This is a genomic window from Pedococcus cremeus (assembly GCF_900111375.1).
Lineage (GTDB): Bacteria > Actinomycetota > Actinomycetes > Actinomycetales > Dermatophilaceae > Pedococcus_A > Pedococcus_A cremeus.
In genome coordinates this window covers 45,918-61,644 of sequence record NZ_FOHB01000013.1, presented here as the reverse complement: position 1 = coordinate 61,644, position 15,727 = coordinate 45,918, and the positions used below count along the sequence as shown (strand labels likewise).

At 73.6% G+C, this 15,727-nt stretch carries 17 protein-coding genes; 1 reads left to right on the top strand and 16 read right to left on the bottom strand.

The window, feature by feature from the left end; all coding sequences use genetic code 11:
- Window positions 1-76 precede the first annotated feature (76 nt).
- The 8 genes from BMW78_RS19470 to infC all read right to left on the bottom strand — a co-directional run bounded on the left by BMW78_RS19470 (window position 77) and on the right by infC (window position 8,116).
- A complete protein-coding gene (locus BMW78_RS19470) occupies window positions 77-814 on the bottom strand; it encodes an SDR family NAD(P)-dependent oxidoreductase (RefSeq protein ID WP_091763105.1) in 738 nt (245 codons plus the stop codon).
- Window positions 811-3,384, bottom strand: a complete 2,574-nt coding sequence (gene pheT / locus BMW78_RS19465; RefSeq protein ID WP_091763103.1) for a phenylalanine--tRNA ligase subunit beta — start codon at window positions 3,382-3,384, stop codon at window positions 811-813. Before pheT ends, BMW78_RS19470 begins: the two co-directional genes overlap by 4 nt.
- Window positions 3,384-4,478: a phenylalanine--tRNA ligase subunit alpha gene (pheS, locus tag BMW78_RS19460; protein WP_091763101.1), complete on the bottom strand. Its 1,095-nt coding sequence runs from the start codon at window positions 4,476-4,478 to the stop codon at window positions 3,384-3,386. Before pheS ends, pheT begins: the two co-directional genes overlap by 1 nt.
- Window positions 4,479-4,716: 238 nt before the next feature.
- Window positions 4,717-5,826, bottom strand: coding sequence for a sensor histidine kinase (locus BMW78_RS19455; protein WP_245736019.1), 1,110 nt, complete (start codon window positions 5,824-5,826; stop codon window positions 4,717-4,719).
- Between the two features lie 10 nt (window positions 5,827-5,836).
- Window positions 5,837-6,655 carry a TrmH family RNA methyltransferase gene (locus BMW78_RS19450; RefSeq protein WP_091763099.1) on the bottom strand — a complete coding sequence of 273 codons (819 nt, stop codon included), beginning with the start codon at window positions 6,653-6,655 and terminating at the stop codon, window positions 5,837-5,839.
- 45 nt (window positions 6,656-6,700) lie between these two features.
- Entirely contained in the window at window positions 6,701-7,078 is a 378-nt protein-coding gene (gene rplT, locus BMW78_RS19445; RefSeq protein WP_091763097.1) for a 50S ribosomal protein L20, read from the bottom strand.
- 80 nt (window positions 7,079-7,158) lie between these two features.
- Window positions 7,159-7,353 (bottom strand): 50S ribosomal protein L35, encoded by a 195-nt coding sequence (gene rpmI, locus BMW78_RS19440; protein WP_091763095.1) that lies wholly within the window; start codon window positions 7,351-7,353, stop codon window positions 7,159-7,161.
- A 103-nt stretch (window positions 7,354-7,456) separates the two neighbouring features.
- The gene (gene infC / locus BMW78_RS19435; RefSeq protein WP_177180483.1) at window positions 7,457-8,116 is read right to left on the bottom strand and encodes a translation initiation factor IF-3; all 660 of its coding nucleotides are present in this window, start codon (window positions 8,114-8,116) and stop codon (window positions 7,457-7,459) included.
- 278 nt (window positions 8,117-8,394) lie between these two features.
- Here infC and BMW78_RS20950 point away from each other — a divergent pair, with 278 nt between their 5' ends.
- Entirely contained in the window at window positions 8,395-8,814 is a 420-nt protein-coding gene (locus BMW78_RS20950; protein WP_245736018.1) for a DUF1844 domain-containing protein, read from the top strand.
- Window positions 8,815-8,871: 57 nt separating this feature from the next.
- On the opposite strand, the gene BMW78_RS19425 is transcribed toward BMW78_RS20950, so the two are convergent.
- The 8 genes from BMW78_RS19425 to BMW78_RS19390 all read right to left on the bottom strand — a co-directional run bounded on the left by BMW78_RS19425 (window position 8,872) and on the right by BMW78_RS19390 (window position 15,727).
- Window positions 8,872-9,390 (bottom strand): SRPBCC family protein, encoded by a 519-nt coding sequence (locus tag BMW78_RS19425; RefSeq protein WP_091763091.1) that lies wholly within the window; start codon window positions 9,388-9,390, stop codon window positions 8,872-8,874.
- Window positions 9,387-11,000 (bottom strand): phytoene desaturase family protein, encoded by a 1,614-nt coding sequence (locus tag BMW78_RS19420; RefSeq protein ID WP_091763089.1) that lies wholly within the window; start codon window positions 10,998-11,000, stop codon window positions 9,387-9,389. The genes BMW78_RS19425 and BMW78_RS19420 overlap by 4 nt, the downstream gene beginning before the upstream one ends.
- A gap of 163 nt (window positions 11,001-11,163) precedes the next feature.
- Window positions 11,164-12,375 (bottom strand): MFS transporter, encoded by a 1,212-nt coding sequence (locus tag BMW78_RS19415; protein ID WP_091763086.1) that lies wholly within the window; start codon window positions 12,373-12,375, stop codon window positions 11,164-11,166.
- Between the two features lie 62 nt (window positions 12,376-12,437).
- The gene (locus BMW78_RS19410) at window positions 12,438-13,166 is read right to left on the bottom strand and encodes an SseB family protein (RefSeq protein ID WP_091763084.1); all 729 of its coding nucleotides are present in this window, start codon (window positions 13,164-13,166) and stop codon (window positions 12,438-12,440) included.
- Window positions 13,163-13,558, bottom strand: coding sequence for a Rid family hydrolase (locus BMW78_RS19405; protein WP_091763082.1), 396 nt, complete (start codon window positions 13,556-13,558; stop codon window positions 13,163-13,165). Before BMW78_RS19405 ends, BMW78_RS19410 begins: the two co-directional genes overlap by 4 nt.
- Complete coding sequence (gene priA, locus BMW78_RS19400) at window positions 13,555-14,301, bottom strand: bifunctional 1-(5-phosphoribosyl)-5-((5-phosphoribosylamino)methylideneamino)imidazole-4-carboxamide isomerase/phosphoribosylanthranilate isomerase PriA (protein WP_091763080.1); 747 nt, start codon at window positions 14,299-14,301, stop codon at window positions 13,555-13,557. Before priA ends, BMW78_RS19405 begins: the two co-directional genes overlap by 4 nt.
- Before the next feature lie 128 nt (window positions 14,302-14,429).
- On the bottom strand, window positions 14,430-15,092 hold the full coding sequence (hisH, locus tag BMW78_RS19395; RefSeq protein ID WP_091763078.1) for an imidazole glycerol phosphate synthase subunit HisH: 663 nt from the start codon (window positions 15,090-15,092) through the stop codon (window positions 14,430-14,432).
- Complete coding sequence (locus tag BMW78_RS19390; protein WP_143056352.1) at window positions 15,089-15,727, bottom strand: hypothetical protein; 639 nt, start codon at window positions 15,725-15,727, stop codon at window positions 15,089-15,091. Before BMW78_RS19390 ends, hisH begins: the two co-directional genes overlap by 4 nt.

The following is a 15,727-nucleotide window of genomic DNA, read 5'->3' as shown; positions in this document are numbered from 1 at the left end:
GACTATACACAGTCACGCGAACCTATGCATGACCGGCGGGGGCCCGTCTCAGCAGGTGGAGGCCCGGTCCGCCAGGTCAGCCCAGCGGGTCGTCGCTCCCCCACGGCACCAGGGTGATGGTGCGCGCGGCGTCGTCCAGCCCCGCGTCCGCGCGCTCGCGCAGCGACTCCGGGGTGTCGACACCGGCGCGCACCATGCGGCCCGACCACGCGTCGAGGTCGCCCGAGGCCAGCGCCAGCACGAGGTCGACGACCTCGTGCGGCTCGGTCCACTCGGTGCGCCCCTCGTGCGAGGGCATCGACAGGGTCATGTCGGTGCGGACCACGCCCGGGGCGAGGTCGAAGGCCCGTATGCCGTGTGCGGCCCCGGAGAGGTGCGTCGAGCCGGTGATGCGGGCCAGCGCCGTCTTGCTCGCGTTGTAGGCCGAGGCCACGGCGCCGGGACGGACGCCGGCGCCGCTGTTGAGGTTGACGACACGCCCGCCCCCGGCCCGCACTATGTGCGGCAGGGCGAACCGGGTGACGAGGTAGGGCCCCAGGACGTTGACCTCCATGGTGTGCCACCACTCGTCGGGGTCGGACTCCTCGATGGGCACCTCGGTGTCGATGACCCCGGCGTTGTTGACCAGCAGGTCGATGCGGCCGTGCCGGGCGACGATGTCGCCGACCCAGCGCTCGACGGCCTCGCGGTCGGTGACCTCGGCCACGGCCCGCGAGCCGCGCTCCACGGCATACCCGGCCTTCTCGAGGCCCTCGGCGACGTGGTGGCCGATGCCCCGCGAGGCGCCGGTCACCACCGCGACGGGGGTGCTCACCGCTGGACCGCCCCGGTGGCACGGGCCGCCGACTCGACGGCTCGGTCGCGGAGCGCACTCACCTCGTCGGTGGTCAAGGTGCGCTCGGCAGAGCGGAACGTCAGGCGGAAGGCGAGCGACTTGCGGCCCTCTCCCACCTGGTCGCCGCGGTAGGTGTCGAACAGCACCAGCGACTCCAGCGACGAGCCGGCGCCCTCGCGCAGCGCGGCCTCGACGGCCGCCGCGGGCACCGCCTCGTCGACGACGAGGGCGACGTCGGTGTGGGCGGGTGGGAAGGTCGACAGGGCCACCGCCTGCAGCGGCTCGCCGGTGGCGGCCACCAGCACGTCGACGTCGAGCTCACCGGCCACGGCACGGGCCGGCAGGTCGAGCGCAGCCACCACCTTGGGGTGCAGCTCGCCGGCATGGCCGACGACGGTGCCGTCAGGCAGCGCCAGCTGGGCGCACCGGCCCGGGTGCCACGGCGCCCGCTCGGTGGCGGAGATGACGAGCTCCACCCCCACGGCCTTGGCCACCGCCAGGGCCCACGCCACGGCGTCGCTCGCGTCGAAGGGTCGGCCCGGGCCCCACGGGCCCGCAGGCTCGGCGTCACCCGCGGCGGCGACGGCGACGTGGCGGGGCTGCGCCGGCACGGCGCCGAGGATCTCCGACAGGGTCGCGTCGTCGGGCCGCGCCTCGATGCCCGGCACCGGCGCGCTGCGGACCTGCTCGGGTCCGACGGTGACCAGCCCGAGCTCGTAGATGGCGGCGTCGCGGTTGCCTCGGGCGACGTTGCGGCGCAGGGTCTCCAGCAGCGTGTCGAGCACGGAGGTCCGCATCAGCGGAGCCTCGTCGGACAGCGGGTTGGCCACCGTGATGGTGCGCCGGCGCACGTCGTCGGCGGCGTAGCCGAGCCGGTCGAAGAGGTCGCGCCCGATGAACGGGTAGCTGAGCACCTCGACGAGGCCCTGCTGCGCAAGGGTCGTCGCGATGACGCGGCGGGTGCGCTGGCCGTGGGTCAGGCCGCGCCCGGCGGTCGCCTGCGGCAGCACCGACGGGATCTGGTCGTAGCCGCGGACGCGCGCGACCTCCTCGACCAGGTCAGGGCCGTCGGCCAGGTCGGGCCGCCAGGAGGCGGGCAGCACCGAGACGACGTCGCCGTGGCCGAACGCGTCGGAGACGTCACCGACACCGCTGGGCTCGGTGACCTCACACCCGATGGCGCGCAGGGTCGCGAGCACCTCGTCGCGCGGGTAGTCGAGCCCGACGTAGCGGCTCGGCAGCCCGAGGTCGAAGGCGAACGGCTCGCGGCCCCTCCGGTGGTCGATGTCGGTGACGCCGGGGTCGGGCGTCCCGCCGCCGAGCTCGACGAGGAGGCGCACCGCCAGCTCGGCGGCGGCCGCCGTCACGTCGGGGTCGACGCCGCGCTCGAAGCGCTTGGACGCCTCGGTGGTGAGCCGGTGGCGTCGCGACGAGCGGGCCACCGTGGTGGGGTCGAAGTGGGCCGACTCGATGAGCACGTTGGTCGTCGACGAGGTGACCTCCGACGACTCACCGCCCATGACGCCGGCGATCGCCAGGGCCGTGTCGCTGCCGTCGACGATGAGGAGGTCCTCGGGGTGCAGCGCCCGGTCGACGTCGTCGAGGGTCTTCAGCCGCTCCCCCGGCCGGGCGCGGCGGGTGCCCACCGAGCCGGAGAGGGTGTCGAGGTCGAAGGCGTGCAGCGGCTGACCGAGCAGCATCATCACGTAGTTCGTGACGTCGACGGCGAGGCTGATCGGGCGCATCCCGACCTGGGTCAGGCGCTTCTGCATCCAGGACGGCGTCGCCGCGTTCACGTCGACACCGCGCACGACGCGCGCGATGTAGCGGTCGCACCCGTCGTTGCCGTTGACGGGGGCGGCGTCGGTGAGCCGCACGGCATACCCGGTGTCGTTGGCCTCCGGCACCTCGATGCCGGCGGGGTCGCGGAAGGCGCCACCGGTGGACAGCGCGTACTCGCGCGCGACGCCGCGCATCGAGAAGCAGTAGCCGCGGTCGGGCGTGACGTTGACCTCGACGACCTCGTCGGCGAGGCCGAGGAGCTCGATGGCGTCCTGGCCCGGGGTGAGGCCCGCCACGACGTCGGGGTTGTCGCCCAGCCACTCCTCGAGCACGATGATGCCGTCGTGGTCCTCGCCGAGGCCGAGCTCGAGCGCCGAGCAGATCATGCCGTTGGAGACGTGGCCGTAGGTCTTGCGGGCCGAGATCTCGAAGGGTCCCGGCAGCACCCCGCCGGGGAGCACGCAGACGACGTGGTCGCCCGGCTTGAAGTTGTGGGCGCCGCAGACGATGCCCTGCGGGGTGCCCTCGGTGAGCATCTGGCCGTTCTGGCCGACGTCGACCTGGCACCAGTTGATGGTCTTGCCGTTCTTCTGCTTCTCGGGCGTCACCTCGAGCACGCGCCCGACGACAAGCGGGCCCTGGATGTCGCCGCCGTGCAGCGCCTCCTCCTCCAGGCCCACCTTGACCAGGCTCGCGGCGATGTCGGCACCGGTGGCCCCGGCCGGCACGTCGGCCAGCTCCCGCAGCCATGACACTGGCGCGCGCATCAGATCTCCATCCCGAACTGCGTGCTGAACCGCACGTCTCCCTCAACGATGTCGTGCATGTCGCCCACCCCGTGGCGCAGCATGAGCGAGCGCTCGATGCCCAGCCCGAAGGCGAAGCCGGTGTAGCGGTCGGGGTCGATGCCGCTCGCGGTCAGCACCCGGCGGTTGACCATGCCGCAGCCGCCCATCTCGATCCAGCCTGTGCCGCCGCAGGTGCGGCAGTTCGGGTCCTGGCCGCCGCAGATCCAGCAGCGACAGTCGATCTCGGCGCTCGGCTCGGTGAACGGGAAGTACGACGGGCGCAGCCGGGTGACGGTGCCGTCGCCGAACAGGCGTGAGACGAAGGCGTCGAGGCTGCCCTTGAGGTGCGCCATGGTGATGCCCTCGTCGACCACGAGGCCCTCGAACTGGTGGAAGACCGGGGTGTGCGTGGCGTCGAGCTCGTCGGTGCGGAACACCTTGCCAGGGCACAGCACGTAGATCGGCGGCTCGTTGTCGAGCATGGTGCGCACCTGCACCGGCGAGGTGTGCGTGCGCAGCACCAGGCCCAGCTCGGGCGGGTCGATGAAGAAGGTGTCCTGCATCTGCCGGGCGGGGTGGTCGGCGCCGAGGTTGAGCGCGTCGAAGTTGAGCCACTCGGACTCGACCTCCGGGCCCTCGGCGATCTCCCAGCCCATCGCGACGAAGATGTCCTCGACGCGCTCGGAGACGAGGCTGATGGGGTGGCGGGCGCCGAGCCGGCGGCGGGGCACGCGCACCGTGAGGTCGACGGTCTCCTCGACCAGGATGCGCTCGTCGCGCTCGGCCTCGAGCTCCTCCTGGCGCACCTTGAGCGCCTGGCCGACCTGGCCGCGAGCCTGGCCGACGCGCTTGCCCGCCTCGGCCTTGGCGCTCGGCGGGAGGGCGCCGATCTCGCGGTTGGCCAGCGCGAGCGGGCTCTTCTCACCCTGGTGGGCCAGCCGCGCCGCCTTCAGCTCCTCGAGGCTGCTGGCCGCACCGATGGCGGCGAGGGCGTCGGCGACAGCCTGCTCGATGGCGGCCGGGTCGAGCGCGGCGACCTCGACAGGGTCGTACTGCTTGTTGGGTCCAGACATCTTCTTCCACTCTGCGCGGCTTGCCTTCGTTGTCCTGGCGCGGCGCACCGAGTCTAGGGGGCGCCGGGGAAGCCCTCGGAGGCGAGTGGCGGGCGCTTCAGCGCAGCGCCGCGACCGCGTCCGAGGGCGCGGTAAATCGCAGCGTGCGCGAGGCCATGGGCCCAGCGTGCCCCGGCCACGCGGCATACGGCAACTGGGTATGCCGCCCCGCGGGCACCGGGGAGGTGGGTCCGGCGGCTCAGGCGAGGTAGTCCGGCGGTTCCGTCGGCAGGCTGAAGCGGAACTGCGCACCGCCGCTCGGCGCGTCCTCGACGAGGATGCGGCCGCCATGGGCCTCGACCAGGCCCTTCACGACGTAGAGGCCGAGCCCGGTGCTGCCGCGGCCCGACCCGTGCCAGAACCGCGAGAAGACCAGCTCGCGGTGGGCCGGCTCGATGCCCTTGCCGTTGTCGCTGACCACGAGGTCGACCTGGCCCTCGAGCCGACGGCGGGCGAGCGCCGTCAGTCCGTCGTGGGCGGGGGCCGCTGCCAGGGTCACAGTGCCCTCACCATGGCGCACCGCGTTCTCGATGAGGTTGGCCAGGATCTGGTCGAGCCGGTCGGGGTCGGCCCAGATCTCGGGGGTGTCGTCGGGCACGTCGACGACGAACTGCTCGCGGTCGTGGCCGGTCGCCACCGCGCGCTCGACGTGCCGCTCGTAGATGGCGGCGACGTCGAGCGGTTGGGGGCGGATCTGGAGCCGTCCGGCATCGATGCGCGAGACGTCGAGCAGCTCGCTGATGAGCCGGGTGACCCGGTCGGCGTCGGCCTCGATGGTCTCGATCATCAGCCGCTTCTGCTCGTCGCTGAACCGCTCCCAGCGGCGCAGCAACGTGGAGGAGAACCCCTTCACCGAGGTGAGCGGTGAGCGCAGCTCGTGCGCCACGGTGGAGATGAGGGCGGCGTGGTTGGCCTCGGTGCGGCGCCGCTGCTCGGTGTCGCGGAGCATGACGAGGACGCGGTTGACCCGCTGGTTGCGCCCGGGCCGGATGTAGCTGGCGGTGACGAGCACCTCGCGCCCGTTGCCGAGCATGAGGAGCTTCTCGCGGTGGCCGGTGCGGGTGCGCAGGCCGTCCCACGGCTTGGTGCAGTCCCACCACGAGCTGCCGTCGCTGTCCTGCAGCGTGAGCACCTCGCGCAGGTCGTGCCCGACGAGGTCGGCCGCCGCGATGCCGGTGATCTGCTCGAACCGGGAGTTGCAGTAGATGGCCCGGGCCTGGCCGTCGGTCGCGACGAGGCCGTCGGGCAGCATCTCGACGGCGCGCGCGGCCTCGGCCGGGGCCATCAGCTCCTCGTCCCGGAAGAACATGGGCGCCACCCTAGCGACCGAGCGGGTGCAGTGCGCCCGCCGACGCGTACAGGCAGACGGTGGCCGCCATCGCGAGGTTGAGCGACTCGGCCTTGCCGTGGATGGGCACCCGGACCACCTCGTCGCACCGGTCGCGGACGTCGGGCTCGAGCCCCCAGGCCTCGTTGCCCATGACCCAGGCGTGCGGCGCCCTGAGGTCGAGCTCGGGCAGCAGCCGCTCCCCCGCCCCGTCGGCCGCGAGGACGCGTATGCCGTGGGCCTGCAACCGCTCGATCGTCGCCTCCGCGGGGAGGCCGGTGACCACCGGCAGGTGGAAGAGGGAGCCGGCCGTCGAACGGACGACCTTGGGCCCGAACACGTCGACCGAGCTCTCGCTCACCAGCACCGCGTCGGCGCCGGCCGCGTCGGCGCCGCGGATGACGGTGCCGGCGTTGCCCGGGTCGCGCACGTTGGTGAGGAGCACCAGCAGCCGGGGACCGGCCTCGAGGACACCGTCGAGCGACGCCGGCACCACCCGGCACACCGCCGCCAGGCCCTGGGGCTGCTCGGTGTCGCCCATCGCGGCGAGCACCGGCTCGGTGACCTCGTGGACGAAGAGGCCGGCCTCCTGCGCGGCAGCCACGATGTCGGCGTACCGGGCCGCGGCCTCGGCGGTGACGTAGAGGTCGAGGACCGTCTCGGGCCGCCAGCGGACCACCTCACGGACCGACTGGGGTCCCTCGGCGAGGAAACGGCCGGTGCGCGAACGCACCGAGCGCCGGGACAGGGCCCGCACCGCCTTCACCCGGTCCGACCGTGGGTTGGTCAGGGGGGTGCTCAGCGGGGGCATGTCCCGGCGCTCGGGTGTGTTCGTCAGCCGGAGCTCAGCGCAGGATCAGACGCTGGCGTCGGCGGTCGCGGGCACGTTGGCCCGGGCGATCTCCACGAGGGCGGCGAAGGCGGCCTCGTCGTTGACGGCCAGCTCGGCCAGCATGCGTCGGTCGACCTCGACCTCAGCGGCCTTCAGGCCCTGGATGAAGCGGTTGTAGGTCATGCCGTTGGCGCGGGCGCCGGCGTTGATGCGCTGGATCCACAGGCGACGGAAGTCACCCTTCTTGGCGCGACGGTCGCGGTAGGCGTAACCGAGGCTGTGGGTGACCTGCTCCTTGGCCTTGCGGTACAGGCGCGAGCGCTGCCCGCGGTAGCCGCTGGCGCGCTCGAGGACGACCCGGCGCTTCTTCTGGGCGTTGACCGCCCGCTTCACGCGTGCCACGTGAGTTCTCCTTGCTGTCTTGTCTAGCTTCGAGGCTGCTGTGCTGCCCCGTCACACAGGGGGGTGGGTGGGGAGGCGGCTCAGCGGCCGAGGAGCTTCTTGACCTTCTTGGCGTCCGGCTTCGAGACCTCGACGTCGTTCGCGATGGAACGGGTGTAGCGCGAGGACTTGTGCTCGAGCAGGTGGCGGCCGTTGGCCTGCTCGCGCATGACCTTGCCCTTGCCGGTCAGGCGGAAGCGCTTCTTGGCGCCGGAGTGCGTCTTGTTCTTCGGCATGGGAAGCCGATCTCCTTCAGTCGTGTCTTCGTACTGCGGTGGTCTGGGGGCCGGGGCGGCGTCCAGCCGAGCCCGGCTCTCGCCGGCTCGGCCGCCTGGCCGGCTACTGCGCCGTCTCGGGAGACTGCTGCTCCTCCACGGGCGCGTCCGCACCCTCGACGGGGGCATCCACGGGGGCATCCACGGGGGCGTCAGCGGCACCCTCTGTGGCAGCTGCGGAGCGGGCCCGTCGCTGCTCGGCCTTGGCCTCGGACTTCTTCTTGGTCGGGGCCAGGACCATGACCATGTTGCGGCCGTCCTGCTTCGGAGCAGACTCCACGGTGCCCAGCTCGATCACGTCCTCCGCCAGCCTCTGCAGCAGGCGGAAACCCAGCTCCGGGCGCGACTGCTCGCGACCGCGGAACATGATCGTCACCTTGACCTTGTCGCCACCCTTGAGGAACCGCTCGACGTGGCCCTTCTTGGTGCCGTAGTCGTGCGGGTCGATCTTCGGGCGGAGCTTGATCTCCTTGATGACCGTGTTGACCTGGTTCTTGCGGGCTTCCCGCGCCTTCATGGCCGCTTCGTACTTGAACTTGCCGAAGTCCATGAGCTTGGCAACGGGGGGCTTCGCCATCGGGGCCACCTCGACGAGGTCGAGGTCGGCCTCGGCGGCCAGACGCAGCGCGTCCTCGACGCGCACGATGCCGACCTGCTCTCCATTGGGGCCAACCAACCGCACTTCCGGGACCCGGATGCGGTCGTTGATGCGAGGCTCGCTGATAGTGGTGCTCCTTTTGGTCAAGGGTTGCGCCCGCAGCAACGAGAAGAGGCTCCCCGCTGCCGTCGCGCGAGAAGCCTCACCAGATCCGGTCCCGGGGTTCGCAGGTGACGCGTATGCCGTGAAGTCGCGCTTCGCGGCATACGCCCTGCTGACCCGGGGAACCCGGCGACCTCTCGGTCACAGCGGGTGGAAGCATGGTGGCGCTTCTCTTGCACACCGTCCCGCTCGTGGGTCACCCCGCGGGCAGGAACGGCCGGTCGATCTGCAAGGCTACCAGCGTGAGCAGCGAAACTCCCAATCCCGCCGGCACCGACCACCCCGCCGACCACCCCACCGACCACTCCGCCGACCACCTCCCCGGCCCCGACGTCGCGCAGGCGACCCGTGACATCGCCGAGGTCCCCGCGGTGGAGGTGATCACCACGGCCGCGGTGCACCTGATGAGCGCGGCGGCCGTCAAGTGCGGCCTGGCGGAGGGCCCGGACGCGCAGGAGCACCTCGACCTCGACGAGGCCCGCCGGCTCATCACCGCGCTCGCCGGACTCGTCACCGCCTCGGCGCCCGACCTCGGCAGCCAGCACGCCGCCCCGCTGCGCGACGGGCTGAAGTCGCTGCAGCTCGCCTTCCGCGAGGCGTCGGTCATCCCCGACGCGCCCGGCCAGGGGCCCGGCGAGAAGTTCACCGGTCCCGTCGCCTGACTTCGCCCGGGGGCGATAGTCGGCCTCCGCCAGCGGGAGCGGCTCGCTGCCTGCTGCTCAGGCCTCGTCGCGCGGGTCCGCCGCCGAGCCGGGGCGGCGCAGCCTGGGCACTCCCCCGTGGCCCCCGCTGTCGTCGTGGCGACGGGCGCGGCTCTCGGCGAGGTATGCCAGCCGCTTCAGCGCCTCGACGTTGCGCGCGTGCAGGGCCGGGTCCAGCACCGGCTGCGGCACCTTCGCCGCGGGACCGGACGCGGCCCACTCCTCGATCGTCACCAGGGTGCCGTCGCCCTGCGGCTCGCAACGGATCACGATCCGGGCCTCCCCGGTCGGCCAGGCCCGGGCGCGCAGCTGCAGCATGTGGGGCTCGTCCACGGCCTCGACCGAGGTGGTGTCGCTGAGCAGCAGGGGCCAGGCGCCCACGGAGTGGTGGATGCGTGCACCGACGGAGGGCCAGTCACGGTCGACGTCGCGGATGCGGGCGGCCCCGACGACCCAGGTCGCGTAGCTCCAGCCGTCCGCGAGCACGTCGAAGACGTCCTCGGGCGGGCAGTGGAGGAGACGGGTGGTGGTGCTCATGCGGGGATGTCCTTCCTACCGGTGGCCATGAGGGAGCGGGCGGCCCGCACCCGGTCGTGGGCCAGCGCCGCCCGGGCGGCATTGGAGCCGCACGCGCCGTGCACGCCACCGCCCGGGTGTGCCGAGGCCGACGCGAGGTAGAGGCCCTTCACCGGCGTCTCGGGACGACCGAGGCCGGGCACGGGACGGAAGATGAGCTGCTGGTGCAGCCCTGCGGTGCCGCCGTTGACCGAGCCCCCGACGAGGTTCTCGTCGCGCCCCTCGAGCTCGCGCGGGCCGAGGACCCGGCGCGAGAGCACCCGGTCGCCGAACCCCGGTGCGTAGGCCTCGACCCGGGCCTGCATGCGGTCGGCCATCCGCTCGGTGTCGTCGCGGTCCCACCGGCCGGTGATGGTGCCGTCGCCGGCGTCCGAGGTGGTGTGGTGCGGGACGTGGGTGTAGAGCCACAGCGACTCCCCACCCTGCGGTGCCCGGCTCGGGTCGGCCACGGCCATCTGCCCGCACAGCAGGAACGGCGTGGCGGGCACCGCCCCGGCGGCGAGGTGGGCGCCGTTCTGCCGGATCTCGTCGATCGACTCGGCGATGTGCACGGTGCCGGGAGCCGCGTCCGGGGTGGTCGCCCACGGCACGGGGCCGCTCAGGGCGAAGTCGACCTTGACGGTGCCGGGGTCCCACTCGAAGCGCTTCATCCGCCGCAGCAGCCGCGAGGGCAGCTCCTCGGTCGGGACCAGTCCGCCGTACAGCGCCGGGGCGCTGACGTCGGCCAGCACCGCCCGGCGCGCCGTGAACACCTGGCCGTCGTCGGTCTCCACCCCGGTGGCCCGTCCGTCGCGCACCAGCACCCGCCGCGCATGGTGGCCGACCCGCAGGTCGCCGCCCTCGCTGGTGAAGCGCCGGACCATGGCGCCGCTGAACATGCCAGCGCCACCCTTCGGCACGGGGTAGCCGAGGTGCTGCCCGATCATCGCCAGCAGCCACGCCATGATCGTCGAGCCCGGGGCGTCCATCGGGATGTCGGCGTGGGCGGCGTTGCCGGCCAGCAGCATCTGGGCGCCATTGCCCTTGAACCGCTGCCCGGCCATGCTCTGCAGCGGCGAGAGCATCATGCGCACGAAGTCGATACCGCCTGCCCCGGGCAGCTTCGCCGCCACCCGCGCCCCCGAGCGCACCGGCGGGAACGGGTCGAGCAGCGCCGCCACGACGGAGTCGCCGATCTTCTGCCACCCGGCGCACACGTCGAGCCAGGCCTGCCCGTCACCGGGAGCCAGGGCGTCGAGGGCCGCTGCGGTCTCCTCCGGGGTGCGGTGCATGACGGCCCACTCACCCGACATGAACGGCGTCCCCGCGACGGCCGGGGCGTTCACCCACTCCAGGCCGTGCCGCTCGAGCTGCAGGCCGCGGATGGCCGGCGACGCCACGCCCAGCGGGTAGAACGAGCTGAAGGTGTCGTGGATGAACCCGTCGTGCACGTCGGAGGCGGAGCGCACCGCCCCACCCGCCGTCTGCTGCGCCTCGAGCACGGTGACGTCCCAGCCCTGGTCGGCGAGCAGGTTCGCCGCCACGAGGCCGTTGGGACCGCTGCCGATGACGACGGCGTCGGAGACCGGCATGGGTGCACTCCTGAGTTCGGCGATGGGCTTTCCACCGTATGCCGGTACCCGCGGCCCTGCCCGCCGGCAGCCGGCCGCCGCCGGCCGCTCGCTGACGCGAGAGGTGCCGGTGGGTCACTGGGGCGTCGCCTTGGGCGACCGACCACACCCTTCGATGGGAGGGTCAGGCGGCTTGCGCTGCGACCAGGCGCCGACGGCGGACCCGGGTCGCCCCGGCGCCGGCCGTGGCGACGGCCAGCCCGACGACGGCGACCAGCGTGAAGCCCGCCTGCCAGCCGAGGGTGTCGATGGCTAGCCCGGCGACAGGCGCGCCCAGCGCCATCCCTGCGGTCATGAACGAGCCGTGCCACCCCATGGCCTCGCCCCGCGCCGACAGCGGCACGACGCGGCTGACCTGGTCGACCGTGGCGGTGATGGTGGGCGCACACAGCAGGCCGGCCACGAACGACAGCACCGCCAGCGACGGCGCGCCGACGGCGAGGGCCATGGGGGCGGTGACCACGCTCAGGCCGCCGAGCAGCCAGAACGCGGAGATCGACCGGTGGAACCCGCCGTAGACCAGGCCGCCGACGAGGGAGCCCAGGCCCCAGACCGCCAGCACCCAGCCGATGGACGCCTGGTCGCCGAAGGCGCGCAGGGCCGCCACGATGGCGATGTCGGAGCCGCCCAGCACGACGGTGGTGGCCGTGGCCGCCAGGCAGATGGCGAGGAACCGGGCTCGGAACCAGGCCGACCGCGGCACCGGAGCTGCCGCCACCGGGGCGCCGTTCTCGTCGAGCTCGGGCGCCTCGGCAGCCTCGCGCAGGACCGGGTTGGCGAACCAGAGCAGGACACCCCCGCCGACGCCGGCCATCTCGATCACGAAGAGCACCCACGAGGTCGGCCAGACCGTGGCCGCCCACACCCCGAGCGCGGGCCCGACCATGAAGGACATCTCGACGGCGACCGAGTCGAGGGAGATGGCGGTGCGCCGGTCGTCCTCGGGCACCGCCGCGATGACCGCCTGGCGGATGATCGCGAACGAGGGGATCACGAACAGCCCGGCCAGTGCCGCCAGCGCGAGCAGCGACCAGTAGCCGACGAAGGGCGCGATGGACCAGCAGATGGCGGCCACGACGATCGAGGGCAGCACGACCCGGCGCAGCCCCATCCGGTCGAGGAGCCGGCCGCGCCACGGACCGCTGACGGCGATGGCGATCGTGGCCGCCGCGGAGACGAACCCGGCGGCACCGTAGGTGTGGTGGAGGGTGCTGACGACGTGCAGGGTCAGGACCACACCACCGGCGAAGATCGGCATGCGCACCAGGAACCCGAGCAACAGCGCCTGCCGCAGGGCAGGGCTGGACAGGACACGGCGGTAGCGCTGGATGGGCACCCGCTCAGGGTCTCATCCGCCTCGCGCCGCCTTCACCACCTTTTCGACGACCGAGGACGCCGTCAGCGGATGGCGAAGGCGAGGCCGTCGACGCGGGCCCGCAGCTCGCCGTCGGTGGCCAGCCGCTCGCCCACGCGCGTGGCGACCGCCTGCACCTGCTCGGCGGACAGCCCCGGCTCGAGCTCCAACCTGACCGCGAGGATGCCCTGTCCCTCGGGCTGCCCGGGGCCGACGGCGTGGCCGCGCACCGAGGCCTCGGGCCGCACGGCGGCGGCCACGGCCCGCTCCACCGTCGGGTCCTCGTGCGCCGGCAGCCAGTCGCGCTGCTGCGCCAGCGCCCAGACCATGCTCGGCCGCAGCACGACCGTCCGCGGTCCCGCCACGTCGACCACCATCACGTCGCACCGCTCCGACACCGCGGCCTGGGCGGCCCGGCTGGCGGTGACCGGCACCGGCCGCGCCTGCGGGTCCCAGCTCGCGAGCGTCTCGAGGCTGGTGAACACGGGCAGGGCACGCTGTCCGTCGGGGGCGACGAGGGTCACCGCGGCCATGTCGGTCTGCTTCTCCGCGACCAGGCCACCGGGCTCCTCGACGCTGACCGGCTCGGCGACCACCGGCACGAGGAGCCGAGCGGCCGACACCGCGGCCATGAGGGTCGGCTCGTCACCCGGCTGGTCGAGGGCGGCGACGAGGGCAGGGTCGGCTGCGCCGGTGTCGTGGTCGAAACCGGTGCCGCTGAGCTCCCGGCCACCCCACGGCACGCCGGCGGAGTCGTGCGACCCGCCGCTCATGAGGCCGCCTCGGTCACGACCGCCTCGACCTCGACCTCGACGAGCAGCTCGGGCAGGATCAGGGCCGCCACGACGACCATCGACGCGGCGGGCCGCACGTCGCCGAACAGCTCTGCGTGCACCCGCCCGATCGCGTCGGCGTCGCTGCGGTGCACGAGGTACATCCTGGTGCGCACCACGTCGGCCACGGTGCCGCCGAGCGCCTCGACCGCCTCCAGGGCGGTGCGGAACGCGCTGCGCGCCTGGGCCGCCGGGTCGCTGTGCTCCGCCGCGCCGTCGCGGACTGCGGTGCACCCCGACACGATGATGCGGTCGCCGGTGCGCACGGCGCGGGAGTAGCCGAAGGCGTCCTCCCACGGGCCGCCGCTGCTGTGCCGCTGGACGGCGGTCACGGGCGGCCCGCCACGTCGAGGGCCTCGGGCAGGGAGAAGGCGCCCCGGTAGAGGGCCGAGCCGACGATGGCCCCCTCGACGCCGAGCGGGACGAGGCCGCGGATCGCCTCGATGTCGGCCAGCGTCGAGACCCCGCCGGACGCCACCACCGGGCGGTCGGTGCGTTCGCACACCTCGCGCAGCAGGTCGAGGTTCGGCCCCTTGAGCATGCCGTCCTTGTTGACGTCGGTGACGACGTAGCGGGCGCAGCCCTCGCGGTCGAGGCGCTCGAGCGTCTCCCACAGGTCACCACCCTCCTGGGTCCAGCCGCGGGCGGCGAGCGTGGTGCCGCGCACGTCGAGGCCGACGGCCACCCGGTCGCCGTGCTCGGCGATGGCCGAGGCCGTCCACTCGGGGTTCTCCAGCGCCGCGGTGCCGAGGTTCACCCGACGGCAGCCGGTGGCCAGGGCTGCCTCGAGCGACTCCCCGTCTCGGATGCCACCGGACATCTCGACCTTGATGTCGAGCCGGCCGACGATCTCGGCGAGCAGCTCGCGGTTGCTGCCCCGGCCGAAGGCGGCGTCGAGGTCGACCAGGTGCAGCCACTCGGCGCCCTGGTCCTGCCACGCCTTGGCTGCCTCCCACGGGTCGCCGAACTGGCCGCCGCTGCCGGCCACGCCCTGCACCAGCTGGACGGCCTCACCCCCGGCGACGTCGACGGCGGGCAGCAGCTCGAGGCGGGGGGCTTCGGTGGCGTCGGTCATGAGAGTCCTCGGGTCGGTGTCGTGGTCGGTCGTGGAACGGGGACGGTGGATGGTGGGCAGGGAAGGTGGTCGGTGTGGGCGGGGCCGGTATGCCGCGTGGACGGCTCCCGGCGCGGCGCATCCGGGCGTCAGCGCAGGCTGCGCACCCAGTTCTCGAGCAGGGCGAGGCCTGCCTCGCCGGACTTCTCGGGGTGGAACTGCGTGGCGCTGAGCGGCCCGTTCTCCACGGCCGCGACGAAGTCGCCGCCGTGCTCGGCCCAGGTGACCTTGGGCGCCACGGCGGCCATCGCCCCGTGGGACTCGGCCATGGTCCACTCCTGCACGGCATACGAGTGCACGAAGTAGAACCGCTCCTCCTCCACGCCCTCGAAGAGGCGGGTGCCCGCCGGGGGGCGGACGGTGGACCAGCCCATGTGCGGCACGACGTCGGCCTTGAGGCGCGTGACCGTCCCCGGCCACTCGGACAGGCCCTCCTCGGGGTGGCCGCTCGGCTCCTCCGAGCCGTCGAACATCACCTGCATGCCGACGCAGATACCGAGCACCGGCCGGCCGCCGGCGAGGCGGGTCTCGATGAGCAGCGGACCGCCGGCGCGGCGCAGCCCGGCCATGCAGGCGTGGAAGTTGCCCACGCCGGGCACGAACAGGCCGTCGGCGGCCAGCGCGGCCTGCCGGTCGGCGGTCAGCTCGACCTCGGCGCCGACGTGCTCGAGGGCACGCACGCCGGAGCGGACGTTGCCGCTGCCGTAGTCGAGGACGACGACTCGTGGAGCTTGGCGACTCGTGCGGCTCACTGGGCTTCCTCCTCCTGCTCGGCACGGTGGCGTGCCTCTTCCAGCATCAGGGCGTCGAACCGGGCGACGACGCGGTGGTCGGGCTCGACGAGCTCGCCCTCGTCGCGCCGCGGGCCGTCGGCCAGCAGGCCGTCGCCGGGCAGCCCGAGCACCCGCATCAGGTCGGTGAGCACCTCGAGGGCGTCGCCACGCGTCTCGCGCAGCAGGGCGGCGAGCTCGGCGCCGACGCCGCGGGTGCCGGCCCCGGCGGCGGCGAGCAGGTCGGCGGGGCGGGCCACCTGCAGGCCCGGGGCGCGGGTGGCACCACGCCCGGGCTGCCACACCAGCCAGCGCTGCACGGCCCGCCACCCGTGGCCCTGCACCGTCACGACGGCGCGGCCGTCGATGGCGAACAGGCCCACGGCGGCCCGCAGCCGGTGCGCGACCGGCCGGGAGGCGAGCACGCTCAGCGCGTCGTCGTACGGCGGCTGCGCACGGGAACCGGCCTCCGCGGGCAGGACCGCGGTCCACGACGGCAGCGGCACCACCCGGGTGGCCACCAGCCCGCGCGCGGCCCAGCGCGCCACCTGGTCCGGCTCACCGCGCAGCAGGAGCACGCCCCGCCCGTGGCGTGCCGACTGCCACGGAACGCTCAC